The sequence below is a fragment of the Centipeda periodontii DSM 2778 genome, from assembly GCF_000213975.1.
Lineage (GTDB): Bacteria > Bacillota > Negativicutes > Selenomonadales > Selenomonadaceae > Centipeda > Centipeda periodontii.
Genome location: NZ_GL892076.1, coordinates 1,791,601 through 1,811,465, shown reverse-complemented (window position 1 = coordinate 1,811,465; position 19,865 = coordinate 1,791,601). Strand labels below are relative to the sequence as shown.

20 protein-coding genes and 1 pseudogene are annotated in these 19,865 nt (G+C 50.8%); 19 read left to right on the top strand and 2 right to left on the bottom strand.

Features of this window, described 5'->3' with window-relative positions:
• Positions 1–148: pseudogene (locus HMPREF9081_RS14825) on the top strand (IS30 family transposase); the annotation flags it as partial.
• A 180-nt stretch (positions 149–328) separates the two neighbouring features.
• Positions 329–1,426 carry a YifB family Mg chelatase-like AAA ATPase gene (locus HMPREF9081_RS08145; RefSeq protein WP_006306673.1) on the top strand — a complete coding sequence of 366 codons (1,098 nt, stop codon included), beginning with the start codon at positions 329–331 and terminating at the stop codon, positions 1,424–1,426.
• Positions 1,427–1,670: 244 nt separating this feature from the next.
• Here HMPREF9081_RS08145 and HMPREF9081_RS08140 read toward each other — a convergent pair whose 3' ends face one another.
• Positions 1,671–2,576 (bottom strand): ORF6N domain-containing protein, encoded by a 906-nt coding sequence (locus HMPREF9081_RS08140; RefSeq protein WP_006306672.1) that lies wholly within the window; start codon positions 2,574–2,576, stop codon positions 1,671–1,673.
• 126 nt (positions 2,577–2,702) lie between these two features.
• Complete coding sequence (locus HMPREF9081_RS08135) at positions 2,703–4,055, bottom strand: RNA-binding domain-containing protein (protein WP_006306671.1); 1,353 nt, start codon at positions 4,053–4,055, stop codon at positions 2,703–2,705.
• A gap of 438 nt (positions 4,056–4,493) precedes the next feature.
• Between HMPREF9081_RS08135 and HMPREF9081_RS08130 the strand changes: the two genes are divergently transcribed.
• The 17 genes from HMPREF9081_RS08130 (at position 4,494) to HMPREF9081_RS08050 (ending at position 19,854) form a co-directional block, all read left to right on the top strand.
• Positions 4,494–5,471 (top strand): hypothetical protein, encoded by a 978-nt coding sequence (locus HMPREF9081_RS08130; protein WP_006306670.1) that lies wholly within the window; start codon positions 4,494–4,496, stop codon positions 5,469–5,471.
• 715 nt (positions 5,472–6,186) lie between these two features.
• Positions 6,187–6,843 (top strand): hypothetical protein, encoded by a 657-nt coding sequence (locus HMPREF9081_RS08125; protein WP_006306668.1) that lies wholly within the window; start codon positions 6,187–6,189, stop codon positions 6,841–6,843.
• 86 nt (positions 6,844–6,929) lie between these two features.
• A complete protein-coding gene (locus HMPREF9081_RS08120; protein ID WP_040394862.1) occupies positions 6,930–7,220 on the top strand; it encodes a hypothetical protein in 291 nt (96 codons plus the stop codon).
• Positions 7,210–8,334 carry a DUF2800 domain-containing protein gene (locus HMPREF9081_RS08115; protein ID WP_006306666.1) on the top strand — a complete coding sequence of 375 codons (1,125 nt, stop codon included), beginning with the start codon at positions 7,210–7,212 and terminating at the stop codon, positions 8,332–8,334. Before HMPREF9081_RS08120 ends, HMPREF9081_RS08115 begins: the two co-directional genes overlap by 11 nt.
• 12 nt (positions 8,335–8,346) lie before the next feature.
• Positions 8,347–8,907: a DUF2815 family protein gene (locus HMPREF9081_RS08110; protein ID WP_006306665.1), complete on the top strand. Its 561-nt coding sequence runs from the start codon at positions 8,347–8,349 to the stop codon at positions 8,905–8,907.
• A 68-nt stretch (positions 8,908–8,975) separates the two neighbouring features.
• Positions 8,976–11,855 carry a DNA polymerase gene (locus tag HMPREF9081_RS14530; protein WP_006306664.1) on the top strand — a complete coding sequence of 960 codons (2,880 nt, stop codon included), beginning with the start codon at positions 8,976–8,978 and terminating at the stop codon, positions 11,853–11,855.
• A 106-nt stretch (positions 11,856–11,961) separates the two neighbouring features.
• Positions 11,962–12,165: a hypothetical protein gene (locus HMPREF9081_RS08100; RefSeq protein WP_040394858.1), complete on the top strand. Its 204-nt coding sequence runs from the start codon at positions 11,962–11,964 to the stop codon at positions 12,163–12,165.
• The gene (locus HMPREF9081_RS08095) at positions 12,162–12,560 is read left to right on the top strand and encodes a DUF7768 domain-containing protein (RefSeq protein ID WP_006306662.1); all 399 of its coding nucleotides are present in this window, start codon (positions 12,162–12,164) and stop codon (positions 12,558–12,560) included. The genes HMPREF9081_RS08100 and HMPREF9081_RS08095 overlap by 4 nt, the downstream gene beginning before the upstream one ends.
• A complete protein-coding gene (locus HMPREF9081_RS08090) occupies positions 12,557–14,866 on the top strand; it encodes a virulence-associated E family protein (RefSeq protein ID WP_006306661.1) in 2,310 nt (769 codons plus the stop codon). The genes HMPREF9081_RS08095 and HMPREF9081_RS08090 overlap by 4 nt, the downstream gene beginning before the upstream one ends.
• A gap of 241 nt (positions 14,867–15,107) precedes the next feature.
• The gene (locus HMPREF9081_RS08085; protein ID WP_040395550.1) at positions 15,108–15,389 is read left to right on the top strand and encodes a PDDEXK family nuclease; all 282 of its coding nucleotides are present in this window, start codon (positions 15,108–15,110) and stop codon (positions 15,387–15,389) included.
• The gene (locus HMPREF9081_RS08080) at positions 15,382–16,059 is read left to right on the top strand and encodes an ORF6N domain-containing protein (RefSeq protein ID WP_006306658.1); all 678 of its coding nucleotides are present in this window, start codon (positions 15,382–15,384) and stop codon (positions 16,057–16,059) included. The genes HMPREF9081_RS08085 and HMPREF9081_RS08080 overlap by 8 nt, the downstream gene beginning before the upstream one ends.
• Positions 16,060–16,090: 31 nt before the next feature.
• A complete protein-coding gene (locus HMPREF9081_RS08075; RefSeq protein ID WP_006306656.1) occupies positions 16,091–17,434 on the top strand; it encodes a DEAD/DEAH box helicase in 1,344 nt (447 codons plus the stop codon).
• Positions 17,431–17,643, top strand: a complete 213-nt coding sequence (locus tag HMPREF9081_RS08070; protein ID WP_006306655.1) for a hypothetical protein — start codon at positions 17,431–17,433, stop codon at positions 17,641–17,643. Before HMPREF9081_RS08075 ends, HMPREF9081_RS08070 begins: the two co-directional genes overlap by 4 nt.
• Entirely contained in the window at positions 17,640–18,068 is a 429-nt protein-coding gene (locus HMPREF9081_RS08065) for a hypothetical protein (RefSeq protein WP_006306654.1), read from the top strand. The genes HMPREF9081_RS08070 and HMPREF9081_RS08065 overlap by 4 nt, the downstream gene beginning before the upstream one ends.
• Positions 18,065–18,703 (top strand): endonuclease domain-containing protein, encoded by a 639-nt coding sequence (locus tag HMPREF9081_RS08060; protein ID WP_006306653.1) that lies wholly within the window; start codon positions 18,065–18,067, stop codon positions 18,701–18,703. Before HMPREF9081_RS08065 ends, HMPREF9081_RS08060 begins: the two co-directional genes overlap by 4 nt.
• A 121-nt stretch (positions 18,704–18,824) precedes the next feature.
• Positions 18,825–19,181 carry an HNH endonuclease gene (locus tag HMPREF9081_RS13295; RefSeq protein WP_006306652.1) on the top strand — a complete coding sequence of 119 codons (357 nt, stop codon included), beginning with the start codon at positions 18,825–18,827 and terminating at the stop codon, positions 19,179–19,181.
• Positions 19,182–19,293: 112 nt separating this feature from the next.
• Complete coding sequence (locus HMPREF9081_RS08050; protein ID WP_006306651.1) at positions 19,294–19,854, top strand: P27 family phage terminase small subunit; 561 nt, start codon at positions 19,294–19,296, stop codon at positions 19,852–19,854.
• Positions 19,855–19,865 lie beyond the last annotated feature (11 nt).

Here is a 19,865-nt window from a genome sequence, read left to right as displayed (position 1 = left end):
GGGCATCGACGGATACCGTGACGAGGACATCCTAAACATAGCGGATGAGATAAACAGCCGCCCTCGTCGAGTGCTCGACTATCAAACACCAGCAGAACTGTTTAACACCTTCTTGGATGAAGTATACGCTATTGAAAATGTTTCTTAATTAAATCACTGTTCAACTTGCTCTTGCAATTCACGAATGTTTCTAAAACCCTACACAACATAGATTCCATTCGTCACCTTTGGCGTTTGGAATCTCTTTTTTATTGCAAAGAATCATTAGGCAACAAGCCCTCTCTTGTGTTATAATTTTCTTATATTTGAAACGTAGGAGGGAAGGCCGTTGTTTGCAAAGACCTATGGTGCGACGACCCTCGGGATTGATGGACGGATTATCGACGTTGAGGTGGATGTGTCGCCGGGGCTGCCAGGGTTTGAGCTGGTGGGGCTTCCCGATACGTCGGTGAAGGAGTCGAAGGAGCGGGTACGGACGGCGATTCGCAACTCCGGCATTCAGCTGCGGCAGGAGCGGGTGACGGTGAATCTCGCACCTGCCGATGTCCGAAAGGACAGCTCGGGGCTTGATCTGCCGATTGCGGTTGGTCTCCTTGCATCCTACGGTATGGTTCCGGAGACGGCGGTGCAGAGTACACTGTTCTCGGCAGAACTCTCTCTCGATGGAAACTGCCGTCCGATCAGCGGTATTCTCCCGATGGCAATCACGGCGCGGGAACATGGTCTCACAGAGTTTTACGTTGCACCGTCCAATGCAGACGAGGCACTCCTGATTGACGGACTAAAGGTCTATGCGGTCGAGAATCTGGCGCAGCTTGTGCGTCATTTGACTGGCACAGAGGTGCTGACTCCTGCCATACCGAATCATATCGAAACACAAAAAGATGCTGCCTTCACCGATGACTTTGCGGACGTACAGGGGCAGTATCAGGCGAAACGTGCGCTTGAGATTGCAGCGGCGGGAGGTCATAATGTCCTGATGGTCGGTGTACCTGGCTCGGGCAAGACGATGCTGGCACGCCGCATGAGTTCGATCCTGCCGGAGCTGACGAAGGAAGAAGCCATCGAGATCACGAAGATTTACAGTATCTCGGGGCTGCTCGGCAAGGATACGGGACTTGTGACGACTCGTCCATTTCGCAGTCCGCATCATACGTCCTCGACGGTGGCGATGATCGGCGGCGGCAGCATCCCGCGTCCGGGCGAGGTGACGCTTGCGCATCACGGCGTGCTCTTTCTTGACGAGTTGCCGGAGTTCAGCAAGAAGACGCTTGAGGTGCTGCGTGAGCCGATTGAGGATCGCCAGATTACGGTGTCGCGTGCGAACGCAACACTGACGTTTCCCTCTAGTATTATTTTGGTAGCCGCAATGAACGACGTAACGTCGATAACGATACAATGTAATGATGAACGAGAGGCAACTTGATACTCCATCGAATTATACGAATTGCGGAGGGAACTAAAGGAAACTGTAGGGGCGAGTACATAGAAGTTCCTTTACAGATTTTTATTTCTTGGGGAAATTATAGGATGATTTATGGGGAACAATTTACCCATAGAATTCACACTCAAAAACGGCGCGTAGCTTTTAGCTGCACGCCGTTCGGTTTATCTTCATGGTTTCGGTGGTTTTTGTTGTATTGCCGCCTCACCGGGCTGTGAATGTCTTTTCACAAATGTGCCAGAAGCTCCTGTAGGAGTGCCTCATCTTGCAAAAGTGTGATGGCAAAACATTTCTTTCCGGCATCTTTGAGTGATGCGCCGATGTGATATGCCTCTTGGTGGTCAAGAATAAGGAAACGATCGTGAAAGGCATTGGTGTGATTGATGGTAAGCGTTGGATATTGACGGTTGAAGGTCGCAACATCTGCTGCCGTCAATCTCGTATTGCTAAATGTGTGGATTTCCACGGAAACATTAGCTGGTTTTTTTGCCAGCAAATTGAGCGTCCCTATATCCACATAGCCATCAATGAGAATGATGTTCTTGGCAGCCTTTTGAATCAAGCTCGCCAACAAGCTGAAGGCATCGTAAATTTGTCCGTTGAAGAATATCTTTTGACTGGACTCTGTATGGGCATGGATAAAGTCAAAGACTTGCTCGAGTTTTTCATCGGTTTCTTTTTGATAGGTGAGTTGCTTCAATTCTACCCGCTCTATGCGCTCGAAAAGGTGAGCGTTGCCCGAGATAAAATGCCGCATCTCTACGAAAGCATCCATGATACGGATGCTGACATCAATAGCAACATCGCTGCGGAGAACTGCTGACAACATAGCTATGCCCTGTTCGGTAAAGGCGTAAGGAGGGATTCGCCGCCCGCCATGTGAGGAACTTGACATCACAATTTGTGATGTCAAGTTTTCCGCTTCCTCTTTGGTTAACTGGAAACAGTATCTTTCGGGAAATCTTTTCTGATTCCGCTTCACAGCCTGATTCAGAACTCGTGTCTCCACTTGGTAGAGCATAGCAAGGTCGCTGGCAAGCATTACCTGTTGATTGCGTATGGTGTAAATAAGTCGGCTGATATTTGGAGTGTCCGTGGTCGGTGAGATGGACACAGGCTGAATTTCTTTCATATTACTTTATCTCCTCTTGAGGTGCCAAAATGGGATCTCAAATTCTGCTGTTGAATAGCAATTAACCAAACTTTCTTGAGTAGGGTCGAGAACATAGGAGTTTCTTATGCCTCGACCCTAGAATATTTAATCGTTGATTTTCCAGTGTCCAAATCGTTTACTGCCGACGCGCTCTATCCGACCAGTCTCACGAAGCTGTTTTACTTCACGTTCAACTGTTCTTTTTGTAACACCTAGCCTTTCTGCCATTTCAGCCATTGTTACTGTTGGATTATCTATGATCAACTCCAGAATCCTACCCGCTATACCGACATCCAAACCGACATCTAAACCGACATCATGTCGGTTTGGGGATTTAGGATGAGCAACAAGTGCACTCTTGAGTGCCTTGAAATGTACTCGAAGTCCATTTCCTCGTAGTTCATAAAATGGAAGGTCTGCCCCCAGCTCCTTACAGGCTTCACAGATTTTTTCTATACCGCGTCCCCAATGTTCAATGTATCCAGCACGGTAGAATACGTTTGCAATATCTGGATTGTAGGGGATGGAATCATGAGGCTCCATCAGGGTCTCAACCGTCCATCCATCTGGAAGAATGCACTGATTGCTTATGATAAACGACTCATTCTCAATGCGAATCTGAACGGGAGTCCCAAACATATAACAGGTGTGGGCAATCGCGTTATATACTGCCTCACGGATGGCAGCTCTTGCATAAGGGTATGTTTCCACCCGACGATCATGTATATATGACACGTTAGCTTTCAGATACTTCAGATAAATCAGGTCGATTACTTGATCTGCATTCTTTATCAACGAATTTTCAAGATCATCATGATATTGCAGATCCGCTCCATCTCCGAACTTAGCAATTTTTATATAACTACCATTTTGTATAACGCTTGGATCGTGGTAAAAGAGCAACACCGCTGATCTTTTTAGTTTGCCGTTGGACATCAGATGCAACTTACTTAAAAGCTCTGCGTTAGAAAGATCAAGATCCTCCTGAGCCATTCGTTTGCTTCTTAGGGCTTCTCTACGGAAGATTTTGAAGCTCTCCTCGTCGAGATCATCTACTGTAATGTCCTCGACCGTTACATCCTCCCAACGAACGCCTGTCTTTCGCATAATGAACTGCGATAGTGCAATTCCTGTCAGTTGCTGCTTCGTAGCTCCACTGCGATAATGGAATTCTCCATGATAGCTGATAGGGAAAGTGCTAGGCTCTACTTTGATTTCGAGATATTCCACACCATCTTTTGTGTGTTTGTTGACATCCGCAACAATTCCAAGACCGGATTGGATTTTATTCGGAATATCCTCCAGCAGTCTTTGGATGTTCTTTACACCGACAATATTTCCGGAGTCATTCACTCCGATGTACATCGTGCCGCCCTGTGCATTGGCAAAACCACAGAGCCATTTCAGATACTCGTCCCGCCAAGACTCTTTATATTCTACATTCTGAGTTTCGGACATTCGTTATTTCCTCCAAAGTATATTGTTTCTCTCTGATCTCGTGTAGCTTGCTAATGATAAGGGAGATCGCGTCAGATGTAAGGGGAATAAAGACGCTGTTTATGGAGACATCAATCTAGTATCTCCCTTTTACTCTATATAATACAATATATTATACCATAAATCCTCGCCCTATTAAGAAAGTAGCTATGTCCAAGGACATTATTTTGCGTTAAAAGCAGATTGAAAAACTTTACAATATACAATATCCATACTGAGAGCTCTAAGAAGGACTTTAAATGTCAAAAAATGATAAAGACAGGTGGGAAACAGAGATATGGTAGTCATCATCATTTTTTGAAAAAATTGCACAAAATTGCTTGAAATTTGCTTGTTTGTGCAATATAATGTTGATATATCAATCACACAGGTCAGAAATACCATAGGAGGTGCAAAATCATGCAAGAAGAATACACCCGTGTCAAGCCTGTGGATAAGGAGCGAATGTCCAAGTATCTCGAGGCTGCTAAGGGACCGGGGCGGACGATGAAGCAATTTGCAGAGGAATGCGGTGTAAACCCATCTACATTTTCACGCATAGTAAATAAAAAGCTTGGAGGTGCCAGTACCGAGACTGTTATTCGCTCGATCTTTGAGCATAGAGATCGCACAAGTGGAATCACGCTTGAAATGCTTATGGATGCAAACGGTTTTGCTTCAGCAGAGGAGGTGCGGCTGTTTGCCGAAAAATGTACTGGTGCAATTACAGAACTTACGAGCATGGCTCATAAAGTCTTGGAACATGACCCTAATAAAATTGAACAATTTGAAGACATGCTTATACGCAAACAGACAGCATCAAGAAGTGTCATGAAGGAGCTGATGCGAAGAGCTCCTGATACTATTTTTTCGCCTCTACATCGTGTCAGAGTTTCAAAAACAAGGGTGATTTCTCTACAATTTTTGTATAGAAATGAAATCATTGGGGGCAATGGGCAATGGGGATTTGAGTTTTTGCAGACGTCATCCTCTGAGCGTATTATTCGTCGCTTTGGGGTAAATACAGATGATGCTGATAGTGATGAAATAGTTAAGCAACGAAGAAAATTTGAAAATGGGCGGCGCTTCTATGAAAACTTTACGCGTCGTTATGCAGCACTTACTTACTTCAAATCCGATGAAGTACCACAGAGAATATCTTATGTCGTTGATAATTCAGAGGCTTATGAAGACATTTTAGAGGACTTTGGTGAGCAGAAATTTCAAGGCTATGTTTCGTTACTTCTTGTGGATTTAAAGGAAGAAAAGGTAACCAATGAATTTGTCTTCCCACGTCAAGATGGAGGGAGTACAGAAAAATTTTTTTCTGCTCCATTTCCTTCGGATTTAGATGATGACGTGAACAATTTAGTGGATATTGACGAGATTCCATTTTAAGTAAAAGGAGTGGTAGTGTGCTTCAAAAAGGCAGTAAAATTCAAGTATCAGAGAGCGAGGCAATGGAACGGCTCAAATGTCCCGTTTGTGGGAAAAGAGCAGCAGACATCGATGCCAATGGTAATGTGAATTTGGCCCTCAAGTGCCCCAACTGTCATAATATCGTGAAACTCAACTATTCAGGACAACGTACATTATCGAGGCGACGGGTAGTCTGAACATAACACCAACATACCGAGCAATGGAGCCGCTATGAGCTACCGAATGGCCGGATGATGGTAAAGCGAGAGCTTTATCGTCATCCGGCCTTTTTGTGTTCGTGGAAATATTTCTAAAAAGTTCGGCCACCACGACTAAATGTGTCCAGTGGGATATTAAGAGGAAGATCTTCCTCTGCTGAAAATATCCAAAATAGTTTCTTCAGAAGTGGTGACCAAAACGGCTCGAACTGTCCGCTTTCTGTTGAGGGGAGTAACTTCTTCGGTACGTAGTGAGAGGAGATGATGAAAACAAGAAAATCAAGTTTCCCTAGGTAAGTCAATCTGTTGTCCAAGATGGCCATAGGACGGCGGGATGCGAATAGGGATGCTGACAGGTAACGAGCTTGTCAGTATCTCTATGCTCCCACCGTGCTTCTTTATGCCCATTTTCGGATAGAAGCCCGTGCGTAGTTTTGCATCCCGCCGTTCGGCAAGAACGAAAGGAACGCAAAACTATGAAAATCCAGCTCAACGGTATCATCAAAGACTACTCCGCGCAGGAGGTCAAGGCACTCCGACAGCAGGGACATCTTTTTCAGCTCAGTAAGAAGCTGGGCGTGTATGTCCCCGCCCCGATTCAGATCCACGAAAATGGAAGATTTCGGGATACGGGCATGGACGAACTCGTCCGGCGAAAGGCTGCCGGAGAAAAGTTCCTCAAGGCGTCGGAGCGGGCAATTTATGCACCTGTCGATGCCGAGCAATACTCTGCTGTCATGCGACCGATCTGGCGGGAGGATAAGCGGGAAAAGCGTGGGCAGCACTGTATCTATGAAGGAAAACCCTGCTGCGCCAATCGCAGCTGTGATGGCTGCTCACATCCCGTGTATCGGACAATCTCCTTGGAGCGTGCGGTGGAAGTCAACGATCTCGCGCTTCCCGTTCAAGAGGATGTCACCGAGACCGTCAGTTGCAGAGAGCGCAATCGCAAATTGTACGAGGCTCTCGGTGAACTCGATCCCATCGACCATGAAATTCTCGTCCGCAAGGCGGCGGGAGAGTCAGAGCGTGCGATTGCCACCGCCGTTGGCTTCAAATCTAAGGAAAGCATCCGCAAGCGTATGAATAAGTTCATGCCCGGGCTTCAAGCACAGCTCAAAGATTTTATGTAAAAATCGGTGACCAAAACATACGGCGGTGTCCTCTTCTTTATAGGAAGGTGAAAATCCCCGCAGTCAATCGAAAGGAAGTGATCTCCATGCGGGAGGAAAATGAAGCAATAGCCGAGCTTATCGGCGTTCTTCACCGACTGGTTAATGTCTTGGAGGAATTCGTGCAGAGTTCCGAAGGAGAGGAACCGTTGCCAACGGAGAAGACAGAAGCACCGACCCTTGAGGAGGTACGCGCCGTACTTGCGAAACTCTCTGTCGAAGGACACAGTGCCGCCGTCAAGTCGCTGATCGCAAAGTTCGGCGCAAACAAACTCAGCGACATTGCACCGGAGCAGTATGCGGCACTCTTGAAGGAGGCTGAGCGCATTGGCACGTAAGCATGCCGTTCTCTCCGCATCCTCTGCCGCACGATGGATTGCCTGTCCGCCGTCGGCACGGCTCAATGCGGAGAAATCCGACACGCCGAGCGAGTATGCCGCACAAGGTACGGACGCACATATGCTCTGCGAGTACAAACTTTGCAAGGCTCTGGGGGAGCGGGTACGCGATCCGACCAAGAACCTCGCTTCCTATGACACTGAGATGGAAGAGTGCGCTGAGGCGTACTGCCAGTTTGTGATGGAACTGGTCGGTCAGTTCCGTGACGAGAGCAAGGACACGATGGTGTCGGTGGAGCAGCGCGTCGATTTCTCGGCGTTCGTGCCGGATGGCTTCGGTACAGCCGATACGCTTATCATTTCGGGTAAGACCGTCTGCATCGTGGATTACAAACACGGCAAAGGCATCGAGGTCAGTGCCGACCACAATCCGCAGATGATGTGCTACGCGCTCGGATGCATCCAGATGTTCGACGGTCTGTACGACATCGAAGAGGTGCGGATGGTGATCTTCCAGCCTCGTCTCGCCAACATCTCGGAGTTCAGCATCTCGAAAGTCGACCTTCTGGCATGGGCGGCAGACACGCTTGTACCTGCGGCAAAGCTGGCACACGCGGGAGAAGGCGAGTTCTGTGCAGGGGCGCACTGCCAGTTCTGCAAAATCAAGGCGACCTGCCGTAAGCGGGCGGAATACAATCTGGAACTTGCTCGGTATGATTTCGAGATGCCGCCGACACTGGAGGACGCAGAGGTGGAGGCGGTGCTTGCAAAAGCCGACACGCTCGCCGCATGGGTCAGTGACATCAAGGAGTACGCCCTGCAGCGGGCAATCCAAGGAAAACAGTGGACGGACTGGAAACTGGTGGAAGGTCGCTCGAATCGGAAATACACCGATGAGGCGGCGGTCGCCAATACCGTCAAAGAAGCGGGCTACGAGCCGTATGAACAGAAACTGCTCGGGATTACGGCAATGACCAGTCTGCTCGGAAAAAATAAGTTTGAGGAACTGCTCGGAGGCTTCATCGTAAAACCGCAGGGGAAACCAACCCTCGCTCCCATGAGCGACAAGCGGCCTGTGATGAATACTGCAGCAGAAGATTTTAAGGAAAGTTGAGGAAAACACATCATGGCAAAAGTTATCAATCCGACAAAAGTGATCACGGGAGTCAAGACACGTTGGAGCTATGCCAACGTCTGGCAGGCAAAGTCCATCAACGGCGGTACGCCGAAGTTCAGTGTCTCGCTTATTATTCCCAAGTCCGACACCAAGACCGTGACGGCAGTCAAGAACGCCATTCAGGCGGCATATGAGGAATGGCAGTCAAAGCTCAAGGGAAACAGCAAGTCCGTCCCTGCGCTCACGGCGATCAAGACACCGCTCCGTGACGGCGATGTGGAACGCCCGGATGATGCGGCATACAAGGACAGCTACTTCGTCAACGCAAACTCGGCTACGGCTCCCGGCATCGTGGATGCTGCCCGCAATCCGATCATCGAGCACTCGGAGGTCTACTCCGGCGTTTACGGACGCGCAAGCATCAACTTCTACGCATTCAACTTGAACGGCAGCAAGGGCATCGCTTGCGGGCTGAACAACCTGCAGAAGATTTCCGACGGTGAGCCGCTCGGCGGCAAGACCCGCGCCGAGGATGACTTCGCCGATGAGGACGAGGACTTTCTCAGCTAAATAAGAGTTGACCGACACGGGCAGCGGGGATTCTTCCTCGCTGTCTTTGTCACGGAAGGAGAACATACATGAAGTCCATTTCTATCGATCTCGAAACGCGAAGCAGTGTGGATATTGGGAAAAGCGGCGTATATCGTTACGCCGAGGCAGAGGACTTCGCAATCCTGCTCTTCGCCTATGCCGTGGATGGAGGCGCGGTGGAGGTCATCGACCTCGTGGGTGGTGAGCAGATTCCGCAGGAAATTCTGGATGCTCTGACCGATGAGAGCGTCATCAAGTGGGCATTCAATGCCAACTTTGAGCGTGTGTGCCTGTCGCGTTACTTGTCGGACTTGGGGATGACCCTCGATCCGTTCCATGATAATCATCCACTTTCTACGGTGTGTGCCCGCTTTCTGAGTCCCCGCAGTTGGCGATGCACAATGGTCTGGTCTGCCTACATGGGACTGCCGCTCTCACTTGCCGGCGTTGGACGTGTGCTTGGACTGGAAGAGCAGAAAATGACGGAGGGCAAGGCACTCATCCGCTATTTCTCTGTGTCGCCGTTCCATGAACCTACAGGAGAGAAGTGGGAGCTCTTCAAGTCTTACAACCGTCGCGATGTCGAAGTGGAGATGGCGATTCAGCAGCGTCTCTTCAAATATCCTGTTCCGCAGTCGGTGTGGGAGGAGTATGTACTCGACCAGGAGATCAATGACCGTGGGATATGTCTGGATATGCCGTTCGTGGAGAATGCCGTCAAGATTGACGCGCACACCAAGGAAAAACTGACGGACAGGCTGAAAACTCTGACCGGGCTTGAGAATCCGAACAGTGTGGCGCAGATGAAGGAATGGCTCAGAGACTACGGTGTCGAAACGGAGTCGCTTACCAAGAAGTCTGTGACGGCACTTCTTGCCACTGTTCCCGCTCCATTGAAGGAAGTATTGGTGCTCCGTCAGCAGCTTGCGAAATCATCGGTGAAGAAATATCAGGCGGTGAGAAATGCTGTCTGTGCGGACAGCCGTGCGCGGGGAATGTTTCAATTTTATGGTGCCAATCGTACTGGGCGTTTTGCGGGACGCATCGTGCAGCTGCAAAATCTTCCGCAGAATCATCTCCCAGATTTGGCGTATGCCCGTGACCTTGTGCGGCAGGGAGATTCTGAATCCCTTAATATCCTCTACAACTCCGTACCGGATGTCCTGTCGCAGCTGATCCGCACTGCCTTTATTCCAAAGGAAGGCAGGAGATTCATCGTTGCGGACTTCTCTGCCATCGAAGCACGGGTGTTGTCATGGCTTGCGAAGGAGCGATGGCGCATGGATGTATTCGCTGATGACGGCGACATCTACTGTGCCACAGCGGGCAGGATGTTCCACTGCAATGTGGTCAAGCATGGAGAGAACGGGCATCTCAGGCAAAAAGGGAAACAGGCAGAACTGGCGTGTATCGCTGAGGGACAGCTTGTCCTTACGAATGAAGGACTCGTTCCTATTGAGCGTGTTCGCACGGAGCATTTGCTCTGGGACGGAGAAAGCTGGGTCAGCCATGATGGTGTCATTTTCAAAGGCGAACGGGAGATAATTACCTATGAAGGTCTTACAGCAACCCCGGATCATCTCGTCTGGGTTCAGGGGAAATCGCAGCCGATACAGTTTGGAGATGCCGCCTCCTGCGGCGCACATCTCGTACAAACAGGAGATGGTGGGACGGCAATTCGGCTGGGTGAGAATCATCAGCCCGGAAAAGAGATGGAATGCGGCAATGAATCATTGCTACGTTCTGACAAAATGTACGGGATGCGGTGCAATCCAGTGGCAGTACTTGGACAATCTTCGCAGCGGGAAATCGAAGGGCTGCCAGAGCTGTTCGCAACCGAGACAGATTCCATCTTGGTTGGACAGACGACTCACAGCAGCAAAACAACGCTGCGAGAACCCGAACGACAGGGCGTACCCTCTGTATGGAGGGCGAGGGATCAAGTTCGATTTTCCGAGTGTGACGGAGGCAGGTCTGTATCTCATAAAAACATTCGGTCTGCCCTCACGCTCGATGGAACTGGATCGCATCGATACGAACGGAAATTACACCAAAGGGAATCTACGTTTTGTACCCAGAGCGCAAAATCAAGCAAACCGCAGAATTACGGTTTTGTCGGAGTTTCATCAGGAGTATTGGCCTTATTGCCGCGCTGTGGTAACGAGAAAACTGTCCGCAGGAATGACTCGTTCGGAGATCATCAAAGCTGCGGAGACAGCTGTCAGCGAGAAAAGGAAGAATTGGCGTATCATCAGCGCACGGCTCGACTTTATGACATCAGAAATGCCGGAAAGCATCACCGTTTTACCGTATCGGGAAAATTAGTCCACAACTGCGGCTACGGCGGATCCGTCGGTGCGCTGAAAGCGTTCGGTGCATTGGAGTCCGGGATGAAGGAAGAGGAACTAAAGCCGCTCGTGGATGCATGGCGTGCGGCAAATCCAAATATCGTGGATTTCTGGTGGGCAGTCGACCGAGCCGCAAAAGACTGCATCAAGGAACGCAGCACGAAGGTCACGCACGACATTCGGTTCATTTATCAGAGTGGCATGATGTTCATTCAGCTTCCGAGCGGGCGCAGACTCTCCTATGTAAAACCGCGCATCGGAGAGAATCAGTTCGGTGGCGAATCCATTACTTACATGGGACTCGACCTCTCGAAAAAGTGGGCGCGGATCGAATCCTACGGTCCGAAGTTCGTGGAGAATATCACGCAGGCCATCAGCCGCGACATCCTCTGCTATGCCATGCAGACGCTGCGGAACATGGAGATTGTCGCTCACGTCCATGATGAAATCATTATCGAATGCGATGAACGCACCTCACTATCTGCCGTTTGTGAGCAGATGGCGAGAACCCCGCCTTGGGCAGAGGGGCTTCTGCTTCACGCCGACGGTTTCGAGTGCGCATTCTATCAGAAAGACTAATGTCCATCCTCCCAGAAAATTGGGAGGATTTTTGGTGACCAAAACCTCCCTGTTCGTCCTCTTACTGATGAGAGGAACTAATCAGTTTTCAAAGGGAGGAAATCTTATGTTCTATGTTAAGGAAAACATCAATGACGCTCTGGAGGTCACGGTGGAAATCAACGATGAGAATGTCTTTTGCCATTGTCCGCGCTGCGGAGCGGAAGTGCCCGTCGATTTCAACGAGTTCTTCGGCGATGCGGAGTTCGACCTCTTCGGCACGGCGATCTGCTGCACGGAGTGCAGCAGGAAGATGAGGTGCGAGAAATGATTGAGCGCAGAAACCACGAGGGCTATGCCGATCCTACGGCGCACGCCGCTCTCACAAAGGTAAGCAGGGAGGGCAGATTTGTTTATATCTGCTCACCCTATCGGGACAGCCCGCACGTCAACGTCATGCGGGCGCGGCAGTACTGTAAGTTCGCGGTGAGCAGGGGACGCATTCCGATTGCCCCGCATCTGTATTTCCCGCAGTTTATGTCAGAGACAAACGAGCGTGGGAAAGCGATGTCGTTGAACCTCGAGTTTTTGCGGCTGTGTGGCGAGGTCTGGGTGTTCGGCGAGAAGATCACCGAGGGCATGGCAGCGGAGATTGCTCATGCCAAGAGACTGCGGAAGAACATCCGCTATTTCACAACAAAGTGCGAGGAGGTGCTTGCTCCATGAAAATCGCGGTCTGTAACCGCAATACCGAGAAGCGGTACAAAAACAAAGAAATGAGCTGGGAGGACATCAAAGAGCGCAACCGTCATCCTATCCGTACCTCGGAAACCGTGGAAGAGTATCCGAAACTGCCGAAGGCACAGCGGGATATTGCCAAAGACCAGGGCGGCTTTGTCGGCGGCTGGCTGAGAGGCGGCATTCGGAAGAAAGGTCATGTCATCAGCAGGGAGTGCGGTGCGCTCGATGCTGATCACATTCCCGACGGGGAGGATTTTCTCGGTAAAGCAAAAGAAGTCCTCGCGGGCGTACGTTTCTTCATCTACTCCACACACAGCCATACGTTGCAGCATCAGCGGTATCGTCTCGTGATGCCGTTCTCCCGCGAAGTCAGTGAGGAAGAATATGCGCCGTTCATGCGTATGGTCGCGAAACAGATCGGCATGGAGTATTTCGATGACTCCACCTATCAGGCAAACCGCATGATGTACTGGGCTTCCTGCCCGTCCAACGGCGAGTTCATATTTGAGGAGCAGGACGGTGATCCGCTGGATGTGGATGCCTATCTTGCCAAATATGATGATTGGCGGGATGTGACGCAATGGCCGGTATCTTCTCGCCAGTCCGAAGCCGTAAAGCACAGTGTCAGCACACAGGCAGATCCGCTTCAGAAAAGTGGCATCGTCGGAGCCTTCTGCCGTGCCTACAGCATCGAGGAAGTCATTGAGAAACATCTCTCCGATGTCTATACACCGTCGGCGGTAGATGGGCGTTATGACTACATCCCCGGCGAAGGAACGGCGGGTGTGGTCGTCTATGACGGCAAATTCGCATACTCGCATCATGCAACCGATCCTGCCTCCGAAAAACTCCTGAACGCATTTGACCTCGTTCGAATCCATAAGTTCGGTGACGACGACTCCAAGAAGTCCTTTGCGGCGATGGCAGAACTTGCCAGTCGCGATGAACTCGTTTCCTCCTTGCTCCTCGCCGAGCGGAGGGAGACGGCGGCACAGGATTTTGAGGGCAGTGATTGGGAGACGGCACTCGTTCGTGACAAGAACGGCGTACTGGTCAACTCCCTGCGCAATTTGAAACTCATCATGGAGCATGATTCGGTCTTGAAGGGGATCGTATTCAACCAACTGGCGGACAATATGGAAATTCGGGGAGAAGTCCCGTGGAAGCATCCGGGGAGGTTCTGGCGGGATGCAGATGACGCGCAGCTCATCTGCTATGTAGACGATCACTATGGAACGTTCTCGGCACGAAACTATGAGATTGGTGTGACCAAGGTCGCCGACGACCGATCCTATCATCCCATCCGTGAGTTTTTAGACAGTCTGCCGCCGTGGGATAAAGTCCCGCGTCTGGACACCCTGCTCATTGATTATCTTGGAGCACCGGATAATGCCTATGTACGTGCAGTCACGAGAAAGACACTCTGCGCCGCTGTTGCAAGAGTGCGGAAACCCGGCATCAAGTTTGACAACATTCTCGTTCTGAACGGACCGCAGGGTATCGGAAAGTCCACGATTGTGGCACTTCTGGGCGGCGAGTGGTATTCCGACAGCCTGTCTCTGACCGACATGAACGACAAGACCGCAGCCGAAAAACTCCAAGGCTACTGGATCATGGAAATCGGAGAACTTGCGGGCATGCGGAAAGCCGACATCGACAAGGTCAAGGCGTTCATTTCGCGGCAGGATGATAAATACAGAGCCAGTTTCGGGCGGCGTGTTACCCCGCATCCGAGGCAGTGCATTTTCTTTGGCACGACCAACTGCGAGGGTGCATATCTCCGTGACGGTACAGGAAATCGCCGCTTTTGGACAGTCAAGACACCGGGCGGGAAAAGGAAGCCGTGGGATCTCTCTTTGGAGGAGATCAAGCAGATTTGGGCAGAGGCAGTCGCAAGATACGATGCTGGGGAATCCCTCTACCTTGACGCAGAGTTGGAGTCCGTGGCGAAAGCCGAGCAGGATGCCGTTACGGAGCAGGATGAGCGTGAAGGATTGGTGCGGCTCTATCTGGATGAACTTCTGCCTGCCAACTGGAATCAGATGGGGCTTTATGAACGGCGGGACTTCCTGAGCGGCGACGATCTTTCCGCACGAGGGACAGAAAAGCGGCAGACCGTCAGCAATATGGAGATCTGGTGTGAATGTTTTGGCAGACGGAAAGAGGATCTGCGTCCCATCGACAGCTATGCCATCGCTGCCATTATGGCAAAGATCCCCGAATGGCAGAAACTGCCCGAGCCGAGACGCATCCCGATCTATGGCAAGCAGAGAATTTACAGCCGCTTGTGACTTGTGCCAGAGTTGTTCCACGTCCGAAGCCTTGCTGTATAAGACTTCGGTACAAGGGAACAATATTTATATATTAAATAAAATATATAAAAAATAAATAGTGAGCGCGCGGGTATACACATACGCGTGTAAAGCAAAATTTCCTGTGCATCGTTGTTCCAAAAACCATCGGAAGGCTTGATATGACTGGATGGAAGGATGGAACAAGCACATGGAACGGAGTGTGGAACAGGAGAACAGGATGCGGGAAAAAGACATTGAGAAGGAACTTGCAGCAAGAACCAGAGCGATGGGCGGCATCGCACCAAAGTTTACCTCGCCGGGATTCGATGGAATGCCCGATCGACTGGTGCTTTTGCCCGGCGGCAGAATGGGTTTTGTGGAACTGAAAGCACCGGGCAGAAAGCCGAGACCACTTCAACTGGTACGGCACAGACTGCTTCGGCGGCTTGGATTCAAGGTGTATGTGATTGACGAGATAAATCAAATTGACAGCGTATTGGAGGAAATCGACCATGAATGAACTTACGGTATTGGAACACAACAGCATCCGTGTCATGACCACGGAGCAGCTTGCCGAGGCGTATGGATGCAGGGCAATTCATATCCAGCAGAATTTTAAGAACAACAGGGCGCGATTCGTTGAGGGGAAGCATTACTTCAAACTTGAAGGTGCTGATCTCAAGGCTTTCAAGGACTCACTCGAAAATATCGAGTCAGTTGTCGGGAGTCGCGCACCGTCTCTGATTCTTTGGACGAAACAAGGGGCGGCGCGTCACAGCAAAATGCTCGGAACTGAGCGGGCGTGGGATGTTTTCGATGAGCTGGAAGAAAGCTATTTCAACCCCATAAGGAACATGACACCCGAGGAATTTCTGCTGTTCAGCGCACAGCGAATGGTGGAACAGGCGAAGGAAATCAAGGCGGCAAATGCCCGTATCGACAAGGTGGATGAACGGCTTCTCGATGTGGAGTCCAAGCAGATGACCATCGATGAGCACCACTACACCATCATCGGCTATGCAAACCTCACGGGAGTTCGTGGCGTTGGTCGGGATGTCGCCGCAAGACTCGGACGCAAAGCCTCGGCAATGTCCAGAAAGCAGGGCTACCACATCGGCAAGGAGTACGATGCCAAATATGGCATGGTGAATACCTATCATGTGGATGTGCTGCAGGAAGTGTTTCGGTAATGAATTCCGTTGAGATTGGAGGTGATGCCCCATGAAGTTCATACCGCATGATTACCAGCAGTACGCCATCGACTTTATCGCAAGCCATAAAACTGCCGCCGTACTCCTCGATATGGGACTTGGAAAGACGGTAATTACGCTTACAGCCCTCAATGACTTGCTCTTTGACCATTTTGAGATTTCTCGCGTTCTCGTTATCGCACCGCTTCGTGTGGCACGGAACACATGGCCGCAGGAGATCGGTAAGTGGGAGCATCTGAACCATATCCGTTATTCCGTTGCAGTCGGAACGGAGAAAGAGCGTCGGGATGCGCTTCGCAAGCAAGCCTCCCTCTACATCATCAACCGCGAGAACGTGCCGTGGCTCGTGGAGAAAACGGACTTCTCCTACGATGCCATCGTGATTGACGAACTCTCGTCCTTCAAGAATTGGAGCAGTAAACGCTTCAAGGCACTCATGAAGATTCGCCCTCTGGCAAAGAGAGTCATCGGGCTGACGGGAACGCCGTCCGGCAACGGCTTGATGGACTTGTTCGCAGAGTTCAAGGTGCTCGACATGGGACAGCGTTTGGGGCGGTTCATTACGACGTACCGGCAAGATTACTTCGTGCCGGACAAGCGAAACGGACAGGTGGTCTTCTCCTACGCTCCCTTGCCCGGAGCCGAGGAGCGGATTTACGAGAAGATTGCCGACATCACCATCTCCATGAAAGCCGCCGACCATCTGAGAATGCCGGAGCTGATCGAGAGCGAATACAGTGTTCGCATGAATGAGGAAGAGAAGAAAATGTATGCCGAGATGTGCGAGCAGTTGGTTTTGCAGATGAAGGGCGACGAGGTGACGGCGGCAAATGCCGGAGTCCTGTCCGGGAAACTCGCGCAGATGGCAAACGGTGCAGTCTATACGGACGATGGAACTACCCTGCATATCCATGACCGCAAACTTGATGCCTTGGAGGACATCGTCGAGAGCATGAACGGCAAGCCTCTTCTCGTGACATATTGGTTTCGGCATGATGCGGAGCGCATCGAAAAGCGCGTGCCGTGCGTCCGACTGGATACGGATGACGCAATCGCCCGATGGAATCGCGGAGAGATCCCCGTTGCTCTCATCCATCCGGCGAGCGCAGGTCACGGGCTGAACCTTCAGAGCGGCGGTTCGAGCTTGGTGTGGTTTGGCATCACATGGAGTTTGGAATTCTATCAACAGACCGTGGCGCGGCTCTATCGGCAGGGACAGAACTCAAACACTGTGGTGGTGCAGCACATCATCGCCGAGGGCACGATTGACGAGAGAATCCTTCGCGCTTTGAAGCAGAAGGACAAGACACAGGCGGCTCTGATTGCTGCCGTCAAAGTGGAGGTAACATCATGAACTATGAAATTCTGGCAAACGCCATCGTCGAACAGGCGGCGAAAGACTATCGGTGGGCACGAGCAGTTCTTGCTAAAGATGCGAAGAATGCAGACGCGATTGATATGCGTGCTGATACGGAGCAGTTCTTCCATTCCGCATGGTTCGCGCTGCTGACCAGTCTGGATGGGGAATGGCTGCTTCAGAAGTTGGAGGGGGAATTTGCATGACGGCAAAAGAGTATCTGAGTCAGGCGTATCGTATTGACCAACGGGTCAACAGCAAGCTCCGCCAAGTGGACTCTCTGCGTGATCTTGCTACCAGAGCCACGTCCACAATGGGAACGGAGCCTGTCAGTGGCACGAGGAATGTCCATCGCTTGGCGGATACCATCGACAAGATTGTCGACTTGGAAAATGAAATCAACGATGACATCGACCATTTGGTGGATTTGAAGCGTGAGGTTATGGCGACCATCAGCAAGGTGCAGGATACCAACGCACTCATGCTGTTGGAACTTCGGTATCTCAGCTTCATGTCGTGGGACGAGATTGCGGGCGAGATGCACTATACTTCCCGCTGGGTGCATATTCTCCATTCCAAAGCGCTCACTGCTGTGGATAAGATTCTTGTAGCGGAGGTAGATAGGTCATGAGTTATCAGGAAGCACTAGAAGACAATATTTCTATCGGTAAGGATAAGTATGGTTTTGAGGTTTATTACCCAGAGTGCCATATTTGCGGAGCGCCAGTCACGACTTGGACGTATAAAAAGGGGATGAAAATTACCTGTCCCAAGTGTCGTAGCTTTTTTTCGGCAGTAAGAAAAGCCGGCAACAACTTTCTTGCAACAGAAAAAAAGGGACGCAAGCTGGAAGAAGCAATCAAAAGAATCAGCAAGGTGGCACCTATAGAAAAATATCAACGGGCATATGATGTAATAAAAAGAAATATCGACCGACCAGGTTGGTTTCAGAGCACAGAAGAAATCATGACTGCGTTGGAACTTGTCCGTAAAGGATTAAAGATCCGTCATCAAGTGAAGATTTTTAATTATTCCATAGACTTCGTTATCCCAGAATATAAGGTCGCCCTAGAGATTGACGGCAGACCGTTTCATGGCAAGGATCATGCAGATAAGCAGCGAAAGCGAGATGAAGTCATCATTTGGAAGCTGGGCGAGGATTGGGAGATTATCCATATCGATACAGACAATATTAACGCCAATGTTACGAAACTCGTCCCGGCCATCAAAGCCGTTTTGAAATCACGCAAAAAGACTTCACTATAATTCTCTTGAGTTCCAGTGTTGACATGGTAAAATGGTGTTATGAAAAGTATGCTTAAAGGCTCGACCTCCAATGGGAGCAATCCCAGCGGAGGTTTTTTCATGCCATCGAGGAGGTGAAACGATGCCGAGAAAGCCGAAACGACCCTGCCGCATGACAGGCTGTCCGAACCTCACGGATCGAAAGAGTTGCTACTGTGAGACGCACGAAAAAACGATGCAGAGGCATTATGACCACTTCGCTCGTGGCTACGATCAGCATAAGAGATACGGAGGTTCGTGGAAGAAAATCCGTGACCGACACTTGGCAGCGCATCCACTTTGCGAGTGCTGCAAAGAGCGGGGCAGATACATCCACGCAACACTCGTGCATCACATCCAACCGATTTCGGACGGTGGCACGCATGATACGGAGAATCTGATGTCGCTCTGCGTGTCCTGTCATGAGCGAATTCACCAGCGTAGCAGAGGCGACCGCTAGACCCCCCAGGGGGCGGTCAAATCTCTAAAACCGCGCCGTTACTGGACCGGGGAGGGGGCGCACGCAAAAAAACGTCGGTTCAAACAGGGTATTAAGGGAAGGGGGCGAGAAGATGGCGCGTGACGGTACAAATCGTGGCGGGCGGCGCATCCGGGCGGGAGATAAGCCCGAGGCACTGGCAGATAAGATTGCGGGCGGGCGCACGGCGCACATCATGGAGTTCCCCATGACGGAACTGGACGGCACAGACCTTGTGGATGCCGCTGACCTCTACGGTGAGGAGATGCCAACGCCGAGCGAGTTCCTGTCTGCGCGACAGCGGAACGGAAAGCCGCTCGGTGCGGATGAGATTTTCCGCGAAACATGGCTGTGGCTGAAGGAGCGCGGCTGTGAGCGGCTTGTGAATCCACGGCTCATTGAAAGCTACGCGCAGGCATTTGCCCGCTTCATCCAGTGTGAGGAAGCGATGAGTCAATATGGGCTCATCGGCAAGCATCCGACCACAGGCGGCGCGATTGCAAGTCCCTTTGTCCAGATGGGGCAGGCATTCCAGAAACAGTCCAATCTGCTCTGGTATGAGATATTCGACATCGTAAAGCAGAACTGTACCACCACGTTCAGCGGATCGCCGCAGGAGGATCGGATGGAACGGCTGCTGCGTTCGAGAAAGTAAGGAGGGAAGTC

What these genes read in the sequence shown, in the direction of transcription:
- HMPREF9081_RS08140 (WP_006306672.1), bottom strand. Translation starts at nt 2,576, where the DNA reads ATGAAAGAAATTCAGCCTGTGTCCATCTCACCGACCACGGACACTCCA.
- HMPREF9081_RS08135 (WP_006306671.1), bottom strand. Translation starts at nt 4,055, where the DNA reads ATGTCCGAAACTCAGAATGTAGAATATAAAGAGTCTTGGCGGGACGAG.
- HMPREF9081_RS08130 (WP_006306670.1), top strand. Translation starts at nt 4,494, where the DNA reads ATGCAAGAAGAATACACCCGTGTCAAGCCTGTGGATAAGGAGCGAATG.
- HMPREF9081_RS08125 (WP_006306668.1), top strand. Translation starts at nt 6,187, where the DNA reads ATGAAAATCCAGCTCAACGGTATCATCAAAGACTACTCCGCGCAGGAG.
- HMPREF9081_RS08120 (WP_040394862.1), top strand. Translation starts at nt 6,930, where the DNA reads ATGCGGGAGGAAAATGAAGCAATAGCCGAGCTTATCGGCGTTCTTCAC.
- HMPREF9081_RS08110 (WP_006306665.1), top strand. Translation starts at nt 8,347, where the DNA reads ATGGCAAAAGTTATCAATCCGACAAAAGTGATCACGGGAGTCAAGACA.
- HMPREF9081_RS14530 (WP_006306664.1), top strand. Translation starts at nt 8,976, where the DNA reads ATGAAGTCCATTTCTATCGATCTCGAAACGCGAAGCAGTGTGGATATT.
- HMPREF9081_RS08100 (WP_040394858.1), top strand. Translation starts at nt 11,962, where the DNA reads ATGTTCTATGTTAAGGAAAACATCAATGACGCTCTGGAGGTCACGGTG.
- HMPREF9081_RS08095 (WP_006306662.1), top strand. Translation starts at nt 12,162, where the DNA reads ATGATTGAGCGCAGAAACCACGAGGGCTATGCCGATCCTACGGCGCAC.
- HMPREF9081_RS08090 (WP_006306661.1), top strand. Translation starts at nt 12,557, where the DNA reads ATGAAAATCGCGGTCTGTAACCGCAATACCGAGAAGCGGTACAAAAAC.
- HMPREF9081_RS08085 (WP_040395550.1), top strand. Translation starts at nt 15,108, where the DNA reads ATGCGGGAAAAAGACATTGAGAAGGAACTTGCAGCAAGAACCAGAGCG.
- HMPREF9081_RS08080 (WP_006306658.1), top strand. Translation starts at nt 15,382, where the DNA reads ATGAATGAACTTACGGTATTGGAACACAACAGCATCCGTGTCATGACC.
- HMPREF9081_RS08075 (WP_006306656.1), top strand. Translation starts at nt 16,091, where the DNA reads ATGAAGTTCATACCGCATGATTACCAGCAGTACGCCATCGACTTTATC.
- HMPREF9081_RS08070 (WP_006306655.1), top strand. Translation starts at nt 17,431, where the DNA reads ATGAACTATGAAATTCTGGCAAACGCCATCGTCGAACAGGCGGCGAAA.
- HMPREF9081_RS08065 (WP_006306654.1), top strand. Translation starts at nt 17,640, where the DNA reads ATGACGGCAAAAGAGTATCTGAGTCAGGCGTATCGTATTGACCAACGG.
- HMPREF9081_RS08060 (WP_006306653.1), top strand. Translation starts at nt 18,065, where the DNA reads ATGAGTTATCAGGAAGCACTAGAAGACAATATTTCTATCGGTAAGGAT.
- HMPREF9081_RS13295 (WP_006306652.1), top strand. Translation starts at nt 18,825, where the DNA reads ATGCCGAGAAAGCCGAAACGACCCTGCCGCATGACAGGCTGTCCGAAC.
- HMPREF9081_RS08050 (WP_006306651.1), top strand. Translation starts at nt 19,294, where the DNA reads ATGGCGCGTGACGGTACAAATCGTGGCGGGCGGCGCATCCGGGCGGGA.